Genomic DNA, 22,058 nt, shown 5'->3' with positions numbered 1-22,058 from the left:
AGGATCGCGCAAGTGCCGTCGGGACAATCTTTGGTGGGAAACCGCCGAATGGTGATCGGCTCAGACCGAGGCGATTTCCGCGTCGGTCAACGCCCTGAACTCTCCAGGATGCAATATCGGGTCCAGGGTGATCGACCCCATGCTTTCCCGATGCAGCGCCACCACCTTGTTCTGGAAGTGTCCGAACATCCGCTTCACCTGGTGATAGCGGCCCTCGACGATGGTCAGGCGCGCGCTGCGCGGGCCGAGGATATCCAGCTGCGCGGGCAGGGTGGTGAGGTCTTCGAAGGCGAAGTAGAAGCCTTCACGGAACCTTTCGACGTAGTGCGCACCAATCTCGTCTTCGGTGTGCACCAGATAAGTCTTGGGCTGCTTGGTCTTTGGCTGGGTCAGGCGCCGCGACCACTGGCCATCGTTGGTCAGGATCATCAGCCCGGTGGTGTTGTAGTCCAGGCGCCCGGCGATGTGCAACTCATCGCGCAGCGCCGCCGGCAGCAGGTCGAGCACGGTGCGGTGCTGTGGGTCCTGGGTGGCGCTGACGCAACCGCTGGGCTTGTGCAGCATCAGGTAGCGTGCCGGGTGCCCGGCCTGGAGCACCTGCTCGTCTACTGCGACGCGGCTGAATTCACGCACCTCCAGCAGTGGGTCGGCGGTCGCCACTCCGTCCACGCGCACACGCCCTTGCGCCAGCAGCAGGCGCACTTGCTGGCGGTTGTAGCAGGGCAGGTTGCCGAGGAATCGGTCGAGGCGCATGGTGGGTCGTCTGCGGGAAATCGGCGCGCAGTCTAACGGATAGTGCGCGCCTGCGCTGCCTTGAGCTGCGCGTCCACCTGTGCGCAGCGCGGGCACAGGCAGGCCTTGTCGCGCAGTTCTGCGGGCAGGGCTTCGATGACTGCCGAGTCGATGACCACCTCGAAGCACCAGCAGCCTTGCGTGGCGCTGCGTGGATCGGCCAGGCCGCATTGGTTGAGGGCGCCGCAGGCGGGGCAGCGTTGGGGGTCAGGCATGGTCGGTTCCGGGCATCTCGCTGCAGACGCGGTTGCGTCCACCTTGTTTGGCACGATAGAGGGCGTGGTCGGCGCGGGTCAGCAGATTGTGCAGGCTGTCGCCGCGCTGCAGGGCAGACAGGCCGATGCTCGCGGTCAGGCGCAGTGGCTGGTCGGCATAGCTGAAGGTCAGTTGCTCGGTGCGCCGACGGATCTTCTCCGCCACTTCGATGGCCTGGCGGCCTTCGGCTTCACGCAGCAGCACGATGAACTCCTCGCCGCCCCAGCGGCAGAGTATATCGGACTGGCGCAGGCTGCTCTGCAGCACATTGGCGAACTGGCGCAGCACTTCGTCGCCGGCCAGGTGGCCGTGAGTGTCGTTGAGGGCCTTGAAATGATCGAGGTCGATCAGCAGGGCGACCAGCGGCGCACTGTCGCGCTGGGCCTCGACCAGCGCCTGGCCGGCCAGCAGGTCGAAGCTGCGGCGGTTGGGCAGGCCGGTGAGGCTGTCGAGGGTGGCCAGCGCCTCGGCGTTGTCCTGGTGGCGCTTGACCATGGCGTTGAGCAGCGACAGCACGACCAGGGTGATCATCGCGCAGATCGCCAGGTTCAGGTACAGCGACTGGCGGATGCGCTCCAGGGCGCCGGTCTCGCGCTTGTCCACCAGCAGGTACCAGCCCAGCTCCGGCAGCAGGCGCACGTTGAGGAAGTGGCTGTGGCCGTCGTTGTCGGTGTACTCATGGCTGCCGGTGGTGGGTGTCGGCATGCGCGCCAGCAATGCCTGCCACTGGTTGCTGTCGGCCAGTTGCTGGCCGGCGCGCAAGCCGTGGGGACCACCGTCGGAGCCGGTCAGCAGGACCTTGCCCTGCGCATCGGTGAACAGCACCGATCGCTGGTACCTGCGTTGATAGTCATCGATCAGGCGCACCACCGACTCCACGCTCAGGCCCACCCCGGCGGCGCCGATGAAGCGTTGCTGGTAGTCGAGCACGCGGTGGTTGATGAATACGGTGAGCTTGTCCTGGTTGGCCATGTCCAGGTCGACATTGATCTCGTAGGGTTTGTTCGACTGGCGCAGGCGGAAGTACCAGGCGTCGCGCCAGGCATCGGGGCGTACCTGCTTGAGCACGCCCTTGGCCTGGTAGTAGGTGAGGCTGCGGTCGGAAACGAAGAAGCTGGTGCAGGTGACCTGGCTGCCCATCACTTCGCCGAGGTAGCGGGTGACGCGCGTGGTGTCCTGCTCGCCGCCCAGTACCCAGTCCCGCAGGAAGGTGTCCTGGGCCATCATCGATGAGATCAGCACCGGGCGAATCAGGTCTTTCTGGATTTCCGAATAGACCGTGTCGGAGGTCAGCGGCAGCTCGGTGTTGACGATCCCGTCGCGGATCGCCCCGCGCGAGGCGTAGTAGCTCAACAGCGAGGTGGCCAGGAAGCCGCAGGCCAGCAACAGCAGCAGGGCAAGGATCAGCGAGCGTTGCGAGAACAGGGCGGAGGGCGAAGGCATGATCTTCCCGTGAAGTGTGCCGGTGGCCACATTCTAGTGAGATGACCGAAAAATGACTGCATGTTTTTCAGGGTTATACGACCTGTTTCAATTTGTTGCAGAAATGGCACCGAACCCTGGCGCGACTGTCTTATCCAGTGTCGATGAACGCATTGCCATCGACGCCCGCCAGCGCCGCTGTGCCGGGCACCCCTGCGGTCCAGGAGGCCGCCATGTACCCACGAATCCTGCTCATCGTCCTGCTCGGACTGCTGACATCGGCCTGCGCCCCTTATTATGCGGACAACGGCTATTACCGGCGTGACTACTACACCAGCGATCGCTACGTATACCCTGGCTACTACCGCGAGGATCGCTACTATGTGGCGCCGCAGCCACGCTATTACTACCAGCCCGCGCCGCGTTACTACCGGCCCGCACCGGTGCCGCAGTACCGCCCTTATCCGGCGCCCGGCGTGCAGCCGCGCTGGCAAGGCAACCCACGCTACGACTATGGCAACCGCCAGCGCTACGACTATGGGCGCGATCGCGACCGCCACGACTACCGCAATGACGATCGCCGAGGTGATCGCTGGCATTCGAACGGCCAGGGCAATCGCGACCGTCGACCAGACGGCGGGCGAGGTAGCGAGCGGGGCTGGTCGCGTTGACCGCGTGCGCACAGGCACCGCGATGCGTCATCCCAGTTCTGCCAGCGGGTGCCGCCCCTCCCAGACCTTGCTGAAATGCGCTTCCACCACCGCCGCTGGTACCTGCGCCACATCCGGCCAGTGCCAGTGCGGGGTGTTGTCCTTGTCCAGCAGGCGGGCGCGCACCCCTTCGCTGAACTCCGGGTGACGGCAGCAGTTCAGGCTCATTGTGTACTCCATCTGGAATACCTGGGCCAGCGAAAGGTGCCGTGCCCGGCGGATCTGTTCCCATACCAGGTGCGCCGTCAGCGGGCAGCCCTCATGCAGGCGCTGACCCGCCGCCGCCAGCAACGGATCGGCATGCCGGGCCAGGCCGGCCAATGCCCGCCAGGCCGCGACGGGGTCGGCGACGTCGAGCACTTCGTCGATCACGGCCCGACGTGCCAGCCATTGCCCTTCGGGCAGCTCCACGCAGGCACGGTGCTGTTCGGCCTTGAGCAGGCTGTTGAGCTGCAGGGCGGTCTGCTCCTGCCAGTTCAACTGCAGCAGCTCTTCGATCAGCGCCTCCTGCTGATGCTCGCCCAGGAAGCGGTCGGCCAGGCCCAGGTCCAGTGCGTCGCGGGCATTGAGGGGCGCGCCGGTCAGCCCCAGGAACAGGCCAAGCTTGCCGGGCAGGCGGGCCAGGAACCAGCTGGCGCCGACGTCGGGATACAGGCCGATGCTGATCTCGGGCATGGCCAGGCGACTGCTGGGTGTGACGATGCGCACTGCGGCGCCTTGCAGCAGGCCCATGCCGCCGCCCAGCACATGGCCATGGCCCCAGCACAGCAGGGGCTTGGGGTAGGTGTGGAGGTGATGGTCGAGACGGTACTCACTGGCGAAAAAGGTGGCCGCAAGCGGCGGTACACTGCCGGGGTGTTCGCGGCACGCCTGGACCAGTGCCCGCACGTCGCCGCCGGCACAGAAGGCCTTCGGCCCGTTGCCGCGCAGCAGCACGCAGACGATCCCGGGGTCGCTGGCCCAGGCGCGCAGCCGTTCGTCGAGCACTTCGATCATGGGCAACGTCAGGGCATTGAGCGCCTTGGGCGCGTCAAGGGTGGCGATGCCGATACGGGCGCCGTCGGCGCCGGTCAATACCTCGCATTGAATGGACATGGGTTACCTCGCGCAAATCATCCCCTCAGTATGGCCTGCCGCGCCGAAGCTGCCGGTCGTCGGTCGGATCGATTGACAAGCCGGCCAGGCTTTCCTAGTGTCGCGGCACTTTGCTTTTGGATGCCCCCATGACCGACGACGATCGCATCAAACTCGAGCCCAGCTGGAAAGCCGCGCTGCGTGCCGAGTTCGACCAGCCCTACATGCATCAGCTACGCGAGTTCCTGCGCGGCGAATACGCCGCCGGCAAGGAGATCTACCCGCCCGGGCCGCTGATCTTCAACGCCCTGAACTCCACGCCGCTGGAGCAGGTCAAGGTGGTCATCCTCGGCCAGGACCCGTACCACGGCCCGGGCCAGGCCCATGGCCTGTGTTTCTCGGTGCAGCCGGGCATCGCCACGCCGCCGTCGCTGGTCAATATCTACAAGGAGCTGCAGCGCGACCTCAACCTGCCGATCCCCAGCCACGGCTACCTGCAGAGCTGGGCGGAGCAGGGCGTGCTGCTGCTCAACACCACCATGACCGTGGAGCGGGCCAATGCGGCTTCGCATGCGAAGAAAGGCTGGGAATTCTTCACCGACCGGATCATCCAGGTGGTCAGCGAGCAGTGCCCGAACGTGGTGTTCCTGCTGTGGGGCGCGCATGCGCAGAGCAAGCAGAAGCTGATCGATGCCAGCAAGCACCTGATACTCAAGTCGGTGCACCCGTCGCCGTTGTCGGCCTACCGTGGGTTCTTTGGTTGCGGCCATTTCAGCCGCACCAACAGCTTCCTCGAGCAGCGCGGCATCGCGCCGATCGATTGGGCGTTGCCGCCGTTGTGACCTGAAGGAGGGCCGCGAAGCGGCTCATCTTGCTCAGTGCCTGGCCCACTGCCGGAACAACGGCTCGGCCAGAAACAGCACGAACAGCAAGCGCATCACCTGCAGGGCCGTTACCAGCGGCACCGACAGTTGCAAGGTCTCGGCCGTCAGGCTCATCTCGGCGATACCCCCAGGCATCATGCCCAGGGTCAGCGAGCGCAGGTCCAGGTGCGTCAGCAGGCTCAGCGCCCAGGCCGCGCCGGCGGCGATCAGCATGCACAACGCCGTGGCCAGCAGGGTGCGCCCCAGGAACGATGGCGCCCGGCGAAAGAACGCCCGGTTGAAGTGGCAGGCCAGGCCACTGCCGATCAACCACTGGCCGATCTGGCTGGCGCCGTTGGGCAGGCCTATCTGCAGGTTGCCCGCCAGGCTTACGCCGGCAGCCACCAGCAACGGCCCGAACAGCCAGGGGTTGGGTTGGCGCAGGCGTTGCCACAGCAGTGCCATGAGCACCCCTAACGGCGCTATCAACGCCAGCCAGCCCCAACTCACGCTGCCGGCATGGTTCAGCGGCACGCCATCGCCCAGCAGCAGTTTGAACAGCGCCGGCACGCACAGCACCACCGCCAGAACCCGCAGGCTCTGCGCCGCGGCCACCTGGCTGAGCACCGCGCCATTGCGCGCACCGAGGTTGACCATCTCGCCCGAGCCGCCCGGCATGCTGGCGAAGAACGCCGTCGCCCGGTCTTCACCGGTGCGCCGCAGCAGCCACACGCTGATCACACTGGAGAGGGTGGTGAACAACGCACCGAAGAAGATCAGCGCGAAGTGGCTGGCCACCTGTTCGATCACCGCCGGGGTGAAGTGCAGGCCGATGCCGATGCCGATGATCCACTGCCCGCACTTGCGGCCATTGGGGATTTCACTGAGCTGCCAGGGGGTCAGGCAGCGCACCAGGATGATCGCCAGCAACGAGCCGACCATCCACGGCAAGGGCCAGCCGACCTTGCTGGCGGCAAAGCCGCCCGCAAGGCCGACCAGCCCGGTGGCCCAGAACAGTGGCAACGACCGGTCAGGCATCGGCCGTTGCCCGGCGCTGCAGGGCACGTTTGCGCCAGATGCGCAGCAGCGGCAGGCTCAGCATGCACACCACCAGCACCCACACGCCCATGCTGATCGTGCTCGACCAGAGGATGCCCAGTTCGCCGTTGGAGATCGACAGCGCGCGGCGCAGGTTCTGCTCCATCAGACCGCCGAGGATGAAGCCCAGCAGGATCGGCGACAGCGGGAAGTCCAGCTTGCGCAGGATGTAGCCCATGATGCCGATGCCGACCATCAGGAACAGGTCGAAGGTGGTGGCATGCACTGCGTACACGCCGATCGCGGTGATGATCGCGATCACCGGCACCAGTGCCCAGTTCGGCACGGCAAGGATGCGGGTGAAGATGCGGATCATCGGGATGTTCAGGATCACCAGCATGATGTTGGCGATGAACAGCGAGGCGATCAGGCCCCAGACGATGTCCGGTTGCTGTTCGAACAACAGCGGGCCGGGAGTGATGTTGTACAGCGTCAGGGCGCCGATCATCACCGCGGTGGTGCCCGAGCCTGGCACGCCCAGAGTCAGCATCGGCACCAGGGCGCCGCAGCAGGACGCGCCAATGGCGGTTTCCGGGGCAGCCAGGCCGCGAGCGTCACCCTTGCCGAACTTGCCTTTATCGCCGGCGATGCGCTTCTCGGTCATGTACGCAACGGCACTGGCCAGGGTCGCACCGGCACCCGGCAACACGCCCATGAAGAAGCCGAGCAGGCCACAGCGAATGTTGACTAAGAATACCGATGCCGCTTCCTTGAGGTTGAACAGCATGCGCCCGGTGGCCTTGACCGCCACATGGCCATGGTGGGTTTTCTCCAGCAGCAGGAGGATCTCGCTGATCGAGAACAGCCCCAGCACCAGCACGACGAACTGGATGCCGTCGGCCAGGTGCACGCTGTCACCGGTGAAGCGGTACACGCCGCTGTTGGCGTCGATGCCCACCGCCGAGAGGAACAGGCCGATCAGCGCGGCAATGAACGTCTTCAGTGGTTTGTCGCCGGCCATGCCGCCGAGGGCGACGATGGCGAACACCATCAGCACGAAGTACTCCGCCGGACCGAAGGCGATTGCCCATTTCGCCAGCAGCGGGGCGAACAGCACCATGCCGCAGGTGGCGATGAAGGCACCGATGAACGAGCTCCAGGCCGACAGCGACAGGGCCACGCCGGCCAGACCCTGGCGGGCCATGGGGTAGCCGTCGAGGGTGGTCATCACGGTGGAGGCTTCGCCCGGGATGTTCAGCAGGATCGAGCTGATCCGCCCGCCGTACTCGCAGCCCAGGTACACGGCGGCCAGCAGGATCAGCGCCGACTCCGGCGGCAGGCCGAGGGCGAAGGCGATGGGGATCAGCAGGGCCACGCCGTTGATCGGGCCCAGGCCCGGCAGCAGGCCGACCACGGTGCCGATCAGGGTGCCGGTCAGGGCGGTGACCAGGTTGTACGGGCTCAGGGCGACGCCGAAGCCCTGGCCCAGGTAGCTCAAGGTATCCATGTGTCAGTTCTCCAGTACGTCGAGCAGGCCGAGGGGCAGGGGGACGTCCATCACCCGGTCGAACAGCCAGTAGAGGAAGATGCTCATGCCCACCACCACGAGGGCGCTGTGCAGCCAACGGCCACCGTACAAACGGGCCATGGGCAGGCCGACCAGGATGGCGCTGAGGATGAAGCCCAGCGCCTCGAAGGTGGCGGCGAAGACGATCAGCAGGCCGACGCAGGCCGCGATCTTGATCAGGGTCTCGCGGTCCAGTTCCGGCTCATCATCCTTGCGCACGATGGGCGTGGGGCGAATGGCCAGGTACAGCAGGCCCAGGCTCATCAGGCCGAGCATCAGCAGCGGGTAGGCGCGCGGGCCCACCGGTTCGTAGGAGAAGGCGGCCTGGTAGGGCCAGGCCATCACCGCCAGCACGGCGCACAGCGCCAGCAGGACGAGGGCGAAGAGGCGTTGCAGGATCATGTAGAAATCCTCGAAAAGGATTGCTGAAGCACAACTCGGGATCTGTGCTGGCCGTATCGCTGGCAAGCCAGCTCCCACAGGACGTCCGTCGCTTCAGAACCTAGCGCAGGCCCTGTGGGAGCCGGCTTGCCGGCGATGAGGCCAGTACAGGCTGCATGGCTTACTGGATCAGGCCGAATTCCCGGGCCAGCGCCTTGTAGTCCGCCACCTGCTTCTTCACATAGCCGTCCAGCTCTTCGCCTGTCATGGCGAACGGGAACAGTTCGCGCTGGTCACGCAGCTTGGCGAAGTCCTCCGAGGCCAGCAGCTTGTCGAACGAGGCCTTCCACCAGGCGTAGTCCTCGTCGCTGACCTTCGGCCCGAGGTAGAAGCCGCGCACCACCGGCCAGACGATGTCGTAGCCCTGCTCCTTGGCGGTGGGGATGTCTTTCATCTCCGGCTCGTCCAGGCGGTTCTCGGAGAACACCGCGAGGATGCGCATGTTGCCGCTCTGGATGTGCGGCATGGAGTCGGAAATATCGGTGGAACCCACCTGGATGTGCCCGCCGAGCAGCGCGGTGGCGATCTCGCCGCCGCCTTCCAGGGCCACGTAGCGCAGGTCGCGCGGGTTGATGCCGGCGGCCTTGGCGATCAGCGCGGTCTGCATCCAGTCCTGGCTGCCGACGGTGCCGCCGGAGCCGATCACCACCTTGCTCGGGTCCTTCTTCAGGGCCGCGACCAGGTCATCGAGGGTCTTGTAGGGCGAGTCGCTCTTCACCGCAATGGCGCCATAGCTGGTGCCGACCGCCGCCAGCCATTTCACTGCGTTCTCGTCGAAGCGGCCGAACTTGCCCTGGGCCAGGTTCAGCAGCGAACCGCTGGACCAGGCCACCAGGGTGCCGGCATCGCCTGGCCGCTGGGCGACCACGGCGTTGTAGGCTACCGCGCCGACGCCGCCGGGCATGTAGGTCACGCGCATGGGCTTGCTGAGGATCTTCTCGTTGACCAGGGCGCTTTGCACCAGCTTGCAGGTCAGGTCGAAACCGCCGCCGGGCGAGGCCGGGGCGATGCATTCGGGGCGTTTGGGTTCGGCGGCCAGGGCGTTGCCGGCCAGCAGCAGGCAGCCGGTGGCCAGGACGAGGCGGCGCAGTGAAAAAGTCATCGTCTATCTCCGTGAGCGTTGTTGTTATGGGTTACCACAGAGCCACGCTGTAGCTCACCAGCAGCCGCACCTCGTCCGCGTCGCGGGCGAAGTTGGAGCGGAAGGTGGCGTTGCGCAGGCGCACGGCGACGTTTTTCAACGGGCCGCTTTGTACCACGTACTTCAGTTCGGTGTTGCGTTCCCACTCCTTGCCCTCGCCGCCAGCTGCGCGGCTGACGTTGTCGCCGCTGATGTAGCGGGTCATGAAGGTCAGGCCGGGGATGCCGAGGGCGGCGAAGTTGTAGTCGTAGCGTGCCTGCCAGGAGCGCTCGTCTCTGCCGGCGAAGTCATTGATCTGGACGAAGTTGACCAGGTAGGGGTCGGCACCGTCGACGTAGGGGAAGGCGCTGTCGCCGGAGAGCTGCTGCCAGGCGCCGCTGACCTTGTGCCCGCCCAGGGTGTAGCTGAGCATGCCGTTGACGGTGGTGTTGTCGATCTTGCCGGCCTTGGCCGCGCCGGCATCGTCGCTGATCGCCAGGCGCAGGTCGGCGCCCAGGGTGCCCGGGCCCCACGGCTGGGTGGCGAGCATGCCGATGAAGTGCTGGCGGTAGATGTCGTCGAGCTGGGCGAAGTGGTAGCTGCCGGTGATGCGGTCGGTGAACTGGTAGTCCAGGCCGCCGGTGTCGAAATGGTCGGCGCTGAAAGTGCCGCCGAAGCGACTGTTCTTGTTGTTGAGGGCCAGGTCTTCCCAGTTGGTGTCGTTGCGGTCCTTGGCTTTTTCCAGGCGGGCGCCGGTGAAGGTCAGGCCATTGATCTCCTTCGAGGTGACCAGGCCGCCTTCGAAGGTCTGCGGCAGGATGCGCCCGTCGTTGGGCTGCAGCGTGGGCAGCTCGGGGATCAGCGTGCCGACCTTCAGTTCGGTCTGCGAGACCTTGACCTTGCCGGTCAGGCCGAGCTTGGAGTATTCGTCGGCAGCCTTGCCGTTGTCGTGGGTCGGCAGCAGGCCGGTGTCGGTGCGGTCCTTGCTGGAGTCGAGCTTGACCCCGAGCATGCCCAGCGCGTCCAGGCCGAAGCCCACGGTGCCTTCGGTATAGCCGGACTCGAAGTTGAGCATGAAACCCTGGGCCCATTCGTCGCGCTTGGATTGCTGCGCACTGGTGCCTTCGCGGAAGTCGCGGTTGAAGTACATGTTGCGGGTTTCGAAGGTGGCCGTGCTGTCTTCGAAGAAGGCGGCCTGGCTCATGGGCGCGACACCGGCAAGGGCGAAGGCGCTGGCGAGGGCGGAAGGTCGGGCGGCGAGGGAACGGATAGGCGCGTACGCCTGCGGCTGCGTGGACAGCATCGTCGGTGACTCCATTTATTGTTCTTATGTGTTTGCACCTTGCTGGTGCTTTTTGCGGCGCGCGGGGCAGCCGTGGTGCGATGCTAGGTAACCAACCTTTCGCTAACCTTTCAGCGTGAAAGGTTTGTTGCGAGGGCTTCACAGCACTCGCCACGGCGGTACACTCCGCGCAAAAAGCCCAGCCGAACAGGGAGAATCCGATGCGTGTGCTGCTGGTCGAAGACCATCTGCAACTGGCCGAAAGCGTGGCCCAGGCCCTCAAGAGCCAGGGCCTGACCGTGGACGTGCTGCATGACGGCGTGGCCGCCGACCTGGCCCTGGCCAGTGAGGACTATGCCGTGGCGGTGCTGGATGTCGGCCTGCCGCGCATGGACGGCTTCGAAGTGCTGGCGCGTTTGCGCGGCCGCGGCAAGACGTTGCCAGTGCTGATGCTCACCGCCCGCAGCGATGTGAAGGACCGGGTGCATGGGCTGAACCTCGGCGCCGACGACTACCTGGCCAAACCCTTCGAGCTGACCGAGCTGGAAGCAAGGGTCAAGGCCTTGCTGCGGCGCAGCGTGCTCGGCGGCGAGCGCCAGCAGCGTTGCGGCCCGCTGGTCTATGACCTGGATACCCGGCGCTTCGGCCTGGACGGCGAGCCGCTGACCTTGACCCAGCGCGAACAGAGCGTGCTCGAGGCGCTGATCGCCCGCCCCGGCCGGGTGATGAGCAAGGAGCAGCTGGCGGCGCAGGTGTTCGGCCTTGACGAGGAGGCCAGCCCCGATGCCATCGAGATCTACATTCACCGCCTGCGCAAGAAGCTCGACGGTCACCCGGTGGCCATCGTCACCTTCCGTGGCCTGGGCTACCTGCTCGAGCACCGCGATGCGTGACAACGGCAGCCTGCGCGGGCGCCTGCTGGGCAACCTGGCGCTGCTGCTGGTGGTGCTGATGTTGGCCAGCGGCCTGAGCGCCTACTGGAATGGCCGCGAAGCCGCCGACACCGCCTATGACCGGACCCTGCTGGCGTCGGCGCGGACCATCGCCGCCGGCCTGTCGCAGCGCGACGGCACCCTCAGCGCCGATGTGCCCTACGTGGCCCTGGACACCTTCGCCTATGACAGCGCCGGGCGTATCTACTACCAGGTTTTGGACATCAACCAGAAGCTGATTTCCGGCTACGAGCACCTGCCGCCCCCGCCACCGGGCACGCCGCGCACCGACGACTACCCGGCGCTGGCGCGTTTCTACAATGCCACCTACCTGGGCCAGGATGTGCGTGTGGTCAGCCTTCTCAAGGCGGTGAGCGAGCCGAACATGAACGGCATGGCCGAGATCCGCGTGGCCGAGACCGAGGAGGCGCGGGTGCGCATGGCCCGCGGGCTGATGGCCGACACCCTGCTGCGCCTGGGGATGCTGGCCTTCGGCGCGCTGGTGATGGTGTGGTTCGCGGTGAGCGCCGCGCTGCGTCCCCTGGAGCGCTTGCGCACGGCGGTGGAAGAGCGCCAGCCGGACGACCTGCGCGCCTTGCCGGTGGTGCAGGTGCAACGTGAACTGGGGCCGCTGGTGCGTGCGCTCAACCATTTCACCGAGCGGCTGCGTGGCCAGTTCGAGCGCCAGGCGCAGTTCATCGCCGATGCCGCCCACGAGCTGCGCACGCCGTTGGCGGCGCTCAAGGCGCGGGTCGAGCTGGGCCTGCGTTCGCGGGAGCCGGAGGAGTGGCGCAAGACCCTGGAGGCGGCAGCCCTGGGCACGGACCGACTCACCCACCTGGCTAACCAGCTGCTGTCGTTGGCGCGTGTGGAGAACGGCGCCCGGGCCATCGCCGAAGGCGGTGCCCAGCGCCTGGACCTGAGCCAGCTGGCCCGCGAGCTGGGCATGGCCATGGCGCCGCTGGCCCATGCCCGCGGCGTTGCCCTGGCGCTGGAGGCCGAGGCCCCGGTATGGCTCAAGGGCGAACCAACCTTGCTCAACGAGCTGCTCAGCAACCTGGTGGACAATGCCCTGGCCCACACCCCGCCCGGTGGCGACGTGGTCTTGCGGGTCCTGGCGCCGGCGGTCCTCGAAGTCGAGGACGATGGGCCGGGGATCCCGCAGGATGAGCGTGAGCGGGTGTTCGAGCGCTTCTACCGGCGCAGCGCCCAGGGCAGCGGGCTGGGGCTGGCCATCGTCGGCGAGATCTGCCGGGCGCACCTGGCGCAGATCAGCCTGCATGACGGCGAGCGCGGCGGGTTGAAGGTGCGGGTGAGTTTTATCGCGGATTGATGTCGGCTGTCGCGGGGCTTGCCCCGCGATCAGCCCTGTCGATTCAGCGCAACATGCTCCGCGCATCCAGCAGTTCGGCGATATCCAGTTCGGTGCCATAGGGCAGCCCCAGGTGCCGGTAGGCGGGCAGGGCGGCCAGTGGCCGGCTGCGCTCGCGCTGGCTGATGCAGCGGGCGATCTGGACGATGTCGATGTAGTCGATCTGGTCGGTGCGCCGGTCCAGGTCCTGCACCTGGCTGGGCAGGTTGACCAGCTGCTCGGGGAACTCCCAGGCACTGAGGATCTTGTCGCCCAGCACTGGCTGGATCTGCTCGATCACGAAATGCAGGCAGATCGGGTCGGACAGCAGTTCGTTGTGCTCTTCGGCATAGATCAGCACCGGCAACGCGCCGATCTGGTGCACCAGCCCGCCGAGGGTAGCCTGGTCGGGCTTGAGTTGGGTGTAGCGTCGGCACAGTTCATAGCTGATGCCCGCCACATCCAGGCTGTTGGCCCAGATATCGCGCAATTTGTGTTCGACCGCCGGGGCGCGGGCATGGAAGATCTGCTCGATCACCAGGCCGATGGCCAGGTTGCAGCTGTAGTTGATGCCCAGGCGGGTGATCGCGGTGTGCAGGTCGGTGACTTCGACGGCGGCGCGCAGCAGCGGGCTGTTGACCACCTTGATCAGGCGTGCCGACAGGGCGGCGTCGCGGCCGATCACCTTGCTCAAGGCGGACACGCTGATCTCGCTGTCTTCGGCGGCTTCGCGAATGCTCAGGGCAACTTCCGGAAGCGTCGGCAGGACCAGGTCGTCCCGGTCGATGGCGGCGAGCAATTGCGCTTGGACCTTCTCGGCCAGCTTGTTCATGGACTTCTCTACGGCAAAGGTGGTGCAGCCCCGGCATGAAGCCGGGGCGGGCTGGTCAGCGCTGGATTTCCCGGTCGCGGTCCAGTTCGTAAGGCAGGTCGAGGAGCGTCAGGCGCGGGCCTTCGAGGCTGCCCAGATGCAGGTTGTCGTCCACCACCGCATCGGCGCTGAGCACGGCCAGCAGTTCGACGGCGCTGCCGCTGCTGGCGGCTATCACCACCTCGCCGACCGACGAGCCGTGGGTTGGCGAGAAGATCTCGGCGCCCGGCTCGGGTACCGCTGTCTCGGCCAGCGCCAGGCGATACTGGCGGCGTTTGAGCTTGCCCAGGTACTGCATGCGGGCGACGATCTCCTGGCCGGTGTAGCAGCCCTTCTTGAAGCTGACGCCATCGACGGCCTGCAGGTTGATCATCTGCGGGATGAACAGCTCGCGGGTCGGGCCCATGACCTGGCCGATGCCCGCGCGCACCTGGCCGAGCAGCCAGTCGTTGAGCGTGCCCTCCGGCAGCGCGGCGGCGAGGGCCTCACGCACAGCGCTTGCCCGCTCGGCAGGCGCCCACAGTTCGACCCGGCCGGCCGAGGCGCGGACGGCGATCAGGCCATCATGACGCGCGGTCGCGCCGGCCTCGTCCGCCACGCTCAAGCTCAGCGCCTGCAGGGCCGCGTCGCCGCGCTGCAGGCCGAAGCGCGCCCAGGCGGCGCTGTCGTCGCTCAGCGTGGCCTTGGAGAACACCGCGTACTTCTTCAGGTCGGCCAACTGCGCCTCGAGCAGCTCGCTGGCCATGGCCAGCAGGTAGCCGTTGCCCTCGGGCAGGATACGGAAGCTCGATTGCATGCGGCCCTTGACCGTGCAGCGGGCACCAAGGCTCGCATGGGCTTCGCTGAGATAGCTGATGTTGCAGGTGACTTGACCCTGCAGGAACTTGCCGGCGTCGGAGCCGCGGACGGCGAGGATGCCCTCATGGGAGAGGGAACAGAAGAAAGCGGAATCGGCCATGGGTCATCGCGGTAGCTAAAGACTGGCGGCCATCATAGAACGCCGGTAACAAAATAGGTAGGTGAGTAGACCAACGCCTTGTGCCGCTTCATTCGCTGCGCGGTATACTGCGCGACCATTCGAGGAGGGCCCCATGGTCGAACAAACTGAACTCAATCGGCTTTTCTGGCACAGCCGTCGCGGCATGCTGGAACTGGACGTGCTGCTGGTACCGTTCACCCAGGAAGTCTACCCGAGCCTGAGCGAAGCGGACCGCGAGCTGTACCGTCGCCTGCTGACCTGCGAGGACCAGGACATGTTCGGCTGGTTCATGGAGCGTACCGAGTCCGAAGATCCGGAGCTGCAGCGCATGGTCCGCATCATTCTGGATCGTGTCCAGCCCAAGTGATTGTTTCGAATGCCGTTGGCAGGGCTCACGCCTGTTGCTGGCGGCCTATCTCGCCTGCCTGGCGCTGGCACTCATCGTCGGCGTTGTGGTCGCGTTGCCCGGTTGGCTGAAGGGCCTGCTGGTCATTGCCTCCCTTGCCCACGCCTGCTGGGCCATTCCCCGCCGGATCCTGCTGACCCACCCCGGCGCCGTCACCGGCCTGCGTCGCGAGTCGCGTGGCTGGCATATATACAGTCGTGCCCGGGGGTGGCAGCCAGCGCGCCTGTGCCGTGACAGCGTTGCCTTGCCCGCGGTGGTAGTGCTGCGCTTCGTGCGCAAGGGGCAATGGTTCAGCCAGAGCCAGTGCATCCCCAAGGATGCCCTGGCGCAGGAACAGCATCGAAGGCTGCGGGTGCGGCTGAAGTTCAGTCGGCGCCGCTGGGCCGCGCCGGCCTGAAGGGTCAGACCCCCTGCGGGATCTCTTCGCCGCCGAGTGCTTCGAACAGCACCGGCAGGAACTCGGTGAAGGTCATCATCATCAGCAGGAAGCTGGCGTCGAACTGTTGCTGGGCCTCGTCGCCACCATCCTGCTCGGCCTGCTCTTGCAGCAGCTCCTCGAACTTCAGGCGCTTGATCACCATCTTGTCGTCGAGCACGAACGACAGTTTGTCCTGCCAGGCCAGGGCCAGCTGGGTGACCACCTTGCCGGTGCTCAGGTGCAGCTGGATTTCCTCGCCGGTCAGGTCCTGACGCTTGCAGCGCACGATGCCGCCGTCTTCGGCGGTGTCACGCAGTTCGCACTCGTCGAGGACGTAGAAGCCTTCGGCGGCCTGTTGCGACTTGACCCAGTCGGTCATGGTCGCGCTTGGCGCGATCTTCACGGTGGCCGGGCGCACCGGCAGCGAACCGATCACTTCACGCAGGGTCGACAGCAGGTCTTCGGCGCGCTTGGCGCTGGCCGAGTTGACCAGGATCATGCCCAGGCGCGGGGCGATGGCGGCGAAGATCATCGAACGACGAATGAAAGCGCGCGGCAGGAAGGCCTGGATGATCTCGTCCTTGATCTGGTCACGTTCCTTCTTGTAGACCTTGCGCATCTGCTCGGCCTCGATCTCCTCGACCTTCTCCTTGACCGCGTCGTTGACAACGCTGCTGGGCAGGATTCGCTCTTCTTTACGTGCGGCGATCAGCATGAATTCGCCACTGACGTGAACCAGGGGGGCATCCTCGCCCTTGCCGAACGGTGCGACGAAACCGTAGGTGGTCAGTTCCTGGCTGGCGCAGGGGCGGGCCGGCTTGCTGGCCAGGGCGGCCTCCAGGGCCTCGGCCTCGAACGGTACTTCCTGGGTCAGGCGATAGGACAGCAGGTTCTTGAACCACATGAGGGGGAATCTCTCCTTAATACATAAGGCGGGCATTATTCTCCGAGCGACGGTTCCAGGCCAACCCTGTCAGAGGGCCAGCAGTCCTATATAGAGGAAGAAAATCGCGGCGCGGCTAGGTCTTTGAAAGGCCTGGAAATTTTTTTCATTTTTTTTGAAAAAAGTGCTTGCCAGGGTAGGAGGTCCTCCGTAGAATGCGCGCCACACCGAGACGAAGGGTGATTAGCTCAGCCGGGAGAGCATCTGCCTTACAAGCAGAGGGTCGGCGGTTCGATCCCGTCATCACCCACCACTCGATGTATAGCGCGGCGGTAGTTCAGTCGGTTAGAATACCGGCCTGTCACGCCGGGGGTCGCGGGTTCGAGTCCCGTCCGCCGCGCCATATTAAGCTTCCAGGGCCCACTGAACACCCGGAAGCAACAGAGAAAGCGACCTTAGGGTCGCTTTTTTTGTTTCTGGCGTTGCGTCAGAATCCCCCTGTCCGCCGCAAGTGGCCAGCAGGCCTTGCGCCGGTTCCTACCGCAAGCAAGAGACCGACCATGCAGGATGCCAGCCTCTCTACCGCTCCGACACACGCCACTCCCTTGCTGGGAATCGACCTGGGTACCACCAACAGCCTGATCGCCGTCTGGCAGGATGGCGAAGCGCGGCTGATCGCCAATGCCCTGGGTGAGGTGCTGACGCCGTCAGTGGTCAGCGTCGATGACGATGGCAGCATCCTCGTCGGCCAGGCCGCCAGAGCACGCCTGACTACCCACCCGCAACGCAGCGCCGCGGCGTTCAAGCGCTTCATGGGCAGCGACAAGCGTTACGCCCTGGGCGAACACCGCTTCACCCCTGAAGAACTGTCAGCGCTGGTACTGGGTTCGCTCAAGCAGGACGCCGAGGCCTATCTGGGCTGCCCGGTGAGCGAGGCGGTGATCTCGGTGCCGGCCTATTTCAGCGACGAGCAGCGCAAACGCACGGTGTTCGCGGCCGAACTGGCCGGGCTCAAGGTCCAGCGGCTGATCAACGAACCCACCGCCGCCGCGATGGCCTACGGCCTGCATGAGCAGAAGTTCGAGCGCACCCTGGTGTTTGACCTGGGTGGTGGCACCTTCGACGTCACGGTACTGGAGTACGCCCTGCCGTTGATCGAGGTGCATGCCTCTACCGGCGACAACTACCTGGGCGGCGAGGATTTCACCGAGGCGCTGCTGCAGGCCTGCCTGCGTGACTGGAACCTCAAGGCCGAGGACCTGGAACCCCAGGCCCTGGCCAGCCTGCACGACGCCATCGAGCAGCTCAAGTGCGAGGTGGGCGAGGGCAGTCGCACCTTTGCCTGGAGCATGGATGGCCAGCCCCGCGAGTGGCAGTTGGACGAGCAGAAGCTGCAGGCGATCTGGGCACCCTTGCTGGCACGGGTGCGCACCCCCATCGAACAGGCCCTGCGCGATGCCCGCTTGAGCCCGCGGGAGCTGGACAGCCTGGTGCTGGTCGGCGGCGCCACGCGCATGCCGCAGGTGCAGCAACTGGTGGCCAAGCTGTTTGGCCGCCTGCCGTACCGGCACCTGGACCCGGATACCATCGTCGCCCTCGGCGCCGCCAGCCAGGCGGCGTGCAAGGCCCGCGACGAGGCCATCGACGAACTGATCCTGACCGATGTCTGTCCCTATACCCTCGGCGTGGCCTCGTCCCGGGGCGAAGATGTCACCGGCGCCTTCTCGCCGATCATCGAGCGCAACACGATCATCCCCACGTCCAAGGTGCAGCGTTTCTACAGCAGCCACCCGGAACAGAAGTTCGTGCGCATCGCCGTGTACCAGGGCGAGCGGCCATGGGTGCGGGACAACATCCTGGTGGACAGTTTCGAGATTCCGTTGCAGTCGACCGGCGAGATCCAGTCGCTGGACGTGCGCTTCAGCTACGACATCAACGGCCTGCTGGAAGTGGACGTGACCTTCCTCGAGAGCGGCCAGAAGCATAGCCACAGTATCGACCGCAGCCCCACCGGGCTGGATGCGCAGGCACGCCAGGCCAGTGAGGAGCGCCTGGCAAAATTGAAGATCCACCCACGTGACACGCTGCCCAACCGCACCTTGCTGGCCCGCCTGGAGCGAGCCTGGATGCAGAGCCTGGGCGACGAGCGCGAGCTGATCGGCAACTGGCTGGACGCCTTCAATGCCGTGCTGGCCGGGCAGCAGGCCAGCGAGATCAGCCGTGAGCGCCAGGCATTGAGCCAGGCGCTCGACGAGCTGCGTTACTGAGCGTTGAGCCGGCGCAGGGTGGCCTGCAGGCCGCCCTCCAGCGGCTGCCCTTTGCCCGGTACCGGGCCGTAACGGTTTGGCAGCTTGTCGCCGGGCAGGCCCAGCAGCACCAGTGACGAGAACGGCAACACACGGGTCAGCACCATTACCAGCAGCAGTGCCGGCACGCCGTGGCCGAGGTCGCGCAGGCGGCGCAGGAAGCCGCTGATCGACAGGATGCTGATCGCCACCAACATCGCCGGGATATGCAGCATCAGGCTGGCGCCCAAGGCGATGATTGCCACGTGCACGGCTAGGCCCGTGCGGTTCAGTCGACTCTTGAGCTTCCAGAACGCCCACATCGGTGCCGGCGGTTCCTTGATCATGTCCAGCAGCAGGCGTTCGCTCCATGACAGCACAGCCATGATCGCGCAGCGCAGGCCGGGGTCCTGTTCCGGGTCGTCCTTGACCTTTTGCAGGGCGCGCAGCACCCGGGTCTTGGGTGGGGTGCAAGTGTTCAGCAGGCTGTTCAGCGCATCCAGTACCTCGTCGACCGTGCGGCTGTCGAGGCCTTGCGCGCGTATCGCGGCAGCCGGCGGGTGTTTGGCCTGGCCGTCCAGCAGCCCCCGGCGTAGCGCTTCGAACCAGTCGTCTTGCAGGTCCAGCGCCTGCATGCGGTCGCGCAACGCGCAGCGTTGTGGTTCGTCCAGCGACGGATCGTGGTGCAGCACTGCGCAGAACAGCAGGTAGCCCAGTGCGTAATCGGTACGCAGCCCGCCGTCGTCGTTGTCCAGGCAAGCCAGCAGTTGCGCGGCGTTGGGCAGGCGCGTGCTGTTGAGCACCTGTTGCAAGGTCAGCAGGCGTGCCGAGATCAGCGCTTGTACCGGGTCGCGGATATCCAGGCTGCCGAGCAGCCCACTGGCGCCTTCGGGGCTGGTCAGCAGTTGACCGAGCAGGGCGTGTGTCGGAGCGAACGGATGCTCGGCCGGGTAGTGCAGCTGCGCGGGCAAGGCCGGGTCGATCAGTGCCAGCCAACGTGAAGGTTGCTCCAGCAGCGCCAGCATGAACAGCTGCTGGCGGTGCCACTGCCACAGTGCCTCCCCTTCGGGCATCGGCGGCAACAGGACCCCGGCTTCGGCCAGGCGGTCCTGCAGTTGCAGGGCGAATGGCGTGGTGAACAGGCGGCGCATGTCGAACTGACGGTTGAGCGTGTGCAGGGCATGGGCCGGATAGACCCGCATGCGCCGCAGCCATTCACGGCAGACCGGGCGAATGGCATCTTCGGTCAGGGCCTCGGGCAAGGTAACCGCCGGATCATCGCTGGCGCAGAGCTGCGTCAGCGCCTGGACCACAGGAGCCTGATCGAGCCAATGCAACTGCTGGCTTGCCTGGCGCTGGAAGCCCTCGAGGATCAGCGCGTCGAGGGCGTCCTCGGCCGGTGGCTGGGCAAGGACCAGGCGCAGCAAACCGGCCTCGCCGCGCTGCAGGGCCCAGGCATGCCAATACAGGCGGTGCAGGTTCTGCTCCGGCTGCTCCTGCAGCAGCCAGGCCAGCAGGGGCAGTTCGTCGTCACCGTCCAGATGCCAGTCGACGAAGGTGCTGGCGATGCCGTCCAGCCCCAGGCGCGAGGCTTCGGACCAGCGCGCCAAGGTCTGCGCTGACTGCCCCGGGCTGCCCCATGCCTGGGCCGGGTCGCCAAGGTCTTGGGGCCAGCCGGCTGGCGTGTGCAGGCGGTCGAAGGCCTGGATCAGCAGGGGCAGGCGCTGGGGCTGATGGCGGGCACAGAGGTCGATCAGCCAGCGCTCGGCCTGTGGATGCTGGTGTTGGCGGTACAGCCGCAACCAGCAGTCCAGGGCTTGTTGCTCGGCCCCCAGGGCATCGGCCTGGCGGGCCAGCAGGTAGAGCAGGTCGGCATCGTCCGGGGTTTGCGCCTGTTGTGCCTGGAGCATGCCGTGGAAGGTCCGGCTGGCGATGCCGGCCTGGCTGAACTGCACCAGCAGGCGCTGTACCAGTGCCGGGTCGTCCGGGATCGCCAGGCAGGTATGCACGCTGGCGAACTGCTCGTACTCGAACAATGGACGGTGCTGGTAGCAGTATTCGAGGCTGCGGAAATACCACAGGCTCTCCATTTGCGCCGGGGCTGGCCAGTCGCGCATGCAGGCGGTATCGAAGGGATCCGGCTGCGCGAGACGGTCGAGGAAGGCTTCCACTTCGTGGGGGTTGTCCAGGCGCAGCAACTGCTCGGCCCAGCCCAGGCGCCGGGCCAGCAGACCCGCGCAGTGATGGGACAGCGGCCCGCAGTCGCGCAGTGTGTGCAGCAGCTGCCAGCCGAGGTCGTCCAGTTCGTCCAGTGGCAGTTCGTCCAGCTCGGCGATGTAGCCCTGCCAGGCTTGTGGGTCGAAGCGCAGGGACGGCTCCTCGAGCAGGCGATGGAAGTGCTGCAGCGCCGGATGGGGAGTGTCCTCGGCGACCCTTGGCTCGGCCTCCTGGGTTTCCTGCTCGCGGGCCAGGCGCAGCGCTTCCTCGTATGCCGCACGCAGGGCCTGGAAACCTTCCGGGTCGGTTTCCGGATGGTGCGCGGGCAGGCGGCCGCGGTAGGCCAGGCGGATGGCGTCCAGGTCCTGGGTCGGTTCGATCCCCAGGCGAATCCAGCAACTCATGACCAGCAGTCCTCTTCCAGGGTGGCGGGGCGCGCAGGTTCCGGCAGGTCCATGTCCCAGGGCAGCCCGGCCAGCAGCTCATGGGCGCCGAGACGCAGGTTAAGCAGGATGCAGCGGTTCCAGTGTTCGCTGCCCTGGCGCTCGAGATCGGCGGCCAGGGTCTCGTCGCTGCTGTCGCTGACATTCCACAGCGCCTTGCCGAACAGGTAGCCGGCCAGGTAGCAATCCCAGCGGTTGTAGTAGTGGCGGGCGCGCAGCGCCAGGCGGTAGTGCAGGTAGAGGCTTTCGTCGCGATCGATCAGGCCTTTCTTGACCCCGGCGCGCAGCAGGAAGCTCATGCGCCCCAGGTCCCAGGCGCGGGTGCCGCCCGGGCCGCAGTCGGGGAAGGTGCGTGCGGCATATTCGTGGCGGATGCGTTCGCGTGGGGGCAGGGTGTCGAGCAGGGCCTGCCACTGGCTGGGCAGGCAGCGCTGGTACTGCCAGTAGGCTTCGCTCATTTCGGTGGCGTGGCCGTTGTCGGCCATGTTCAGCATATCCAGCAACTGGGCACGGTCGCTGATCCCCCACCAGCGTTCCAGATCGGTCTGGTCTTCGCCTTCGAAGTAATCGGGGGCGGTGTAGCTGGCGCCGTTGAGGGCGGCCATGGGGGCGGAGAGGGCATGCAGCCAGTGCTGCGCGGTTTCGTCCATGAAGGGGTCCTGGAGGCGCTGGGAACTGGCGTGGATTGTATAGGAAACCGCGGGCCGGT

The 22,058-nt window shown here is 66.2% G+C and carries 21 protein-coding genes and 2 tRNA genes; 9 read left to right on the top strand and 14 right to left on the bottom strand.

Annotation, left to right across the window (positions count from 1 at the left end; all coding sequences use genetic code 11):
* Positions 1-60: 60 nt before the first annotated feature.
* From BMY03_RS02340 to BMY03_RS02330, 3 genes are read right to left on the bottom strand one after another with little or no spacing between them, the layout of a single operon-like run.
* A complete protein-coding gene (locus BMY03_RS02340; protein ID WP_038705533.1) occupies positions 61-753 on the bottom strand; it encodes a pseudouridine synthase in 693 nt (230 codons plus the stop codon).
* A gap of 32 nt (positions 754-785) precedes the next feature.
* Positions 786-1,007, bottom strand: a complete 222-nt coding sequence (locus tag BMY03_RS02335; protein ID WP_023631641.1) for a cysteine-rich CWC family protein — start codon at positions 1,005-1,007, stop codon at positions 786-788.
* On the bottom strand, positions 1,000-2,490 hold the full coding sequence (locus tag BMY03_RS02330; protein ID WP_046856882.1) for a sensor domain-containing diguanylate cyclase: 1,491 nt from the start codon (positions 2,488-2,490) through the stop codon (positions 1,000-1,002). The genes BMY03_RS02335 and BMY03_RS02330 overlap by 8 nt, the downstream gene beginning before the upstream one ends.
* A 212-nt stretch (positions 2,491-2,702) precedes the next feature.
* Here BMY03_RS02330 and BMY03_RS02325 point away from each other — a divergent pair, with 212 nt between their 5' ends.
* Positions 2,703-3,140 (top strand): hypothetical protein, encoded by a 438-nt coding sequence (locus BMY03_RS02325; RefSeq protein ID WP_094010151.1) that lies wholly within the window; start codon positions 2,703-2,705, stop codon positions 3,138-3,140.
* Positions 3,141-3,167: 27 nt separating this feature from the next.
* On the opposite strand, the gene BMY03_RS02320 is transcribed toward BMY03_RS02325, so the two are convergent.
* Entirely contained in the window at positions 3,168-4,274 is a 1,107-nt protein-coding gene (locus tag BMY03_RS02320; RefSeq protein ID WP_094010150.1) for an enoyl-CoA hydratase/isomerase family protein, read from the bottom strand.
* A 128-nt stretch (positions 4,275-4,402) separates the two neighbouring features.
* On the opposite strand from BMY03_RS02320, the gene ung reads away from it, so the two are divergent.
* Entirely contained in the window at positions 4,403-5,095 is a 693-nt protein-coding gene (ung, locus tag BMY03_RS02315; protein WP_094010149.1) for a uracil-DNA glycosylase, read from the top strand.
* A 33-nt stretch (positions 5,096-5,128) separates the two neighbouring features.
* On the opposite strand, the gene BMY03_RS02310 is transcribed toward ung, so the two are convergent.
* The 5 genes from BMY03_RS02310 to BMY03_RS02290 form a co-directional block, all read right to left on the bottom strand.
* A complete protein-coding gene (locus tag BMY03_RS02310) occupies positions 5,129-6,154 on the bottom strand; it encodes an AbrB family transcriptional regulator (RefSeq protein WP_038705536.1) in 1,026 nt (341 codons plus the stop codon).
* The gene (locus BMY03_RS02305) at positions 6,147-7,661 is read right to left on the bottom strand and encodes a tripartite tricarboxylate transporter permease (RefSeq protein ID WP_094010148.1); all 1,515 of its coding nucleotides are present in this window, start codon (positions 7,659-7,661) and stop codon (positions 6,147-6,149) included. The genes BMY03_RS02310 and BMY03_RS02305 overlap by 8 nt, the downstream gene beginning before the upstream one ends.
* Positions 7,662-7,664: 3 nt before the next feature.
* Positions 7,665-8,123 carry a tripartite tricarboxylate transporter TctB family protein gene (locus BMY03_RS02300; RefSeq protein WP_023632081.1) on the bottom strand — a complete coding sequence of 153 codons (459 nt, stop codon included), beginning with the start codon at positions 8,121-8,123 and terminating at the stop codon, positions 7,665-7,667.
* 160 nt (positions 8,124-8,283) lie between these two features.
* Positions 8,284-9,264: a Bug family tripartite tricarboxylate transporter substrate binding protein gene (locus tag BMY03_RS02295; RefSeq protein WP_038705538.1), complete on the bottom strand. Its 981-nt coding sequence runs from the start codon at positions 9,262-9,264 to the stop codon at positions 8,284-8,286.
* Positions 9,265-9,295: 31 nt separating this feature from the next.
* Positions 9,296-10,585 carry an OprD family porin gene (locus tag BMY03_RS02290; protein ID WP_094010147.1) on the bottom strand — a complete coding sequence of 430 codons (1,290 nt, stop codon included), beginning with the start codon at positions 10,583-10,585 and terminating at the stop codon, positions 9,296-9,298.
* A gap of 200 nt (positions 10,586-10,785) precedes the next feature.
* Here BMY03_RS02290 and BMY03_RS02285 point away from each other — a divergent pair, with 200 nt between their 5' ends.
* Positions 10,786-11,457: a response regulator gene (locus tag BMY03_RS02285; protein WP_038705540.1), complete on the top strand. Its 672-nt coding sequence runs from the start codon at positions 10,786-10,788 to the stop codon at positions 11,455-11,457.
* On the top strand, positions 11,450-12,829 hold the full coding sequence (locus BMY03_RS02280) for a sensor histidine kinase (protein WP_094010146.1): 1,380 nt from the start codon (positions 11,450-11,452) through the stop codon (positions 12,827-12,829). The genes BMY03_RS02285 and BMY03_RS02280 overlap by 8 nt, the downstream gene beginning before the upstream one ends.
* Positions 12,830-12,872: 43 nt before the next feature.
* On the opposite strand, the gene BMY03_RS02275 is transcribed toward BMY03_RS02280, so the two are convergent.
* Both BMY03_RS02275 and ygfZ read right to left on the bottom strand, forming a co-directional pair.
* On the bottom strand, positions 12,873-13,679 hold the full coding sequence (locus tag BMY03_RS02275; protein ID WP_023632685.1) for an HDOD domain-containing protein: 807 nt from the start codon (positions 13,677-13,679) through the stop codon (positions 12,873-12,875).
* A 55-nt stretch (positions 13,680-13,734) separates the two neighbouring features.
* Positions 13,735-14,676, bottom strand: coding sequence for a CAF17-like 4Fe-4S cluster assembly/insertion protein YgfZ (gene ygfZ, locus BMY03_RS02270; protein ID WP_094010145.1), 942 nt, complete (start codon positions 14,674-14,676; stop codon positions 13,735-13,737).
* A gap of 133 nt (positions 14,677-14,809) precedes the next feature.
* Here ygfZ and BMY03_RS02265 point away from each other — a divergent pair, with 133 nt between their 5' ends.
* Together BMY03_RS02265 and BMY03_RS02260 are read left to right on the top strand one after the other, a co-directional pair.
* The gene (locus BMY03_RS02265) at positions 14,810-15,064 is read left to right on the top strand and encodes an FAD assembly factor SdhE (RefSeq protein ID WP_023631750.1); all 255 of its coding nucleotides are present in this window, start codon (positions 14,810-14,812) and stop codon (positions 15,062-15,064) included.
* Positions 15,048-15,500: a protein YgfX gene (locus tag BMY03_RS02260; protein ID WP_094010144.1), complete on the top strand. Its 453-nt coding sequence runs from the start codon at positions 15,048-15,050 to the stop codon at positions 15,498-15,500. The genes BMY03_RS02265 and BMY03_RS02260 overlap by 17 nt, the downstream gene beginning before the upstream one ends.
* Positions 15,501-15,504: 4 nt before the next feature.
* Here BMY03_RS02260 and rdgC read toward each other — a convergent pair whose 3' ends face one another.
* Positions 15,505-16,425, bottom strand: a complete 921-nt coding sequence (rdgC, locus tag BMY03_RS02255) for a recombination-associated protein RdgC (RefSeq protein ID WP_023631647.1) — start codon at positions 16,423-16,425, stop codon at positions 15,505-15,507.
* Positions 16,426-16,641: 216 nt separating this feature from the next.
* Here rdgC and BMY03_RS02250 point away from each other — a divergent pair.
* The 3 genes from BMY03_RS02250 (at position 16,642) to BMY03_RS02240 (ending at position 18,671) form a co-directional block, all read left to right on the top strand.
* Positions 16,642-16,717, top strand: a tRNA-Val gene (locus BMY03_RS02250).
* 13 nt (positions 16,718-16,730) lie between these two features.
* Positions 16,731-16,807, top strand: a tRNA-Asp gene (locus BMY03_RS02245).
* Between the two features lie 157 nt (positions 16,808-16,964).
* Entirely contained in the window at positions 16,965-18,671 is a 1,707-nt protein-coding gene (locus tag BMY03_RS02240; RefSeq protein ID WP_094010143.1) for a molecular chaperone HscC, read from the top strand.
* Here the strand turns inward: BMY03_RS02240 and BMY03_RS02235 are convergent.
* Together BMY03_RS02235 and BMY03_RS02230 are read right to left on the bottom strand one after the other, a co-directional pair.
* On the bottom strand, positions 18,665-21,310 hold the full coding sequence (locus tag BMY03_RS02235) for a DUF805 domain-containing protein (RefSeq protein WP_094010142.1): 2,646 nt from the start codon (positions 21,308-21,310) through the stop codon (positions 18,665-18,667). The genes BMY03_RS02240 and BMY03_RS02235 overlap by 7 nt on opposite strands.
* A complete protein-coding gene (locus BMY03_RS02230; RefSeq protein WP_038705546.1) occupies positions 21,307-21,999 on the bottom strand; it encodes a DUF1266 domain-containing protein in 693 nt (230 codons plus the stop codon). The genes BMY03_RS02235 and BMY03_RS02230 overlap by 4 nt, the downstream gene beginning before the upstream one ends.
* Positions 22,000-22,058: the final 59 nt, after the last annotated feature.

The organism is Pseudomonas soli (assembly GCF_900110655.1).
GTDB lineage: Bacteria > Pseudomonadota > Gammaproteobacteria > Pseudomonadales > Pseudomonadaceae > Aquipseudomonas > Aquipseudomonas soli.
Note: the sequence above shows the minus strand (reverse complement) of the source record. Positions and strands in the feature narration are given on the sequence as shown.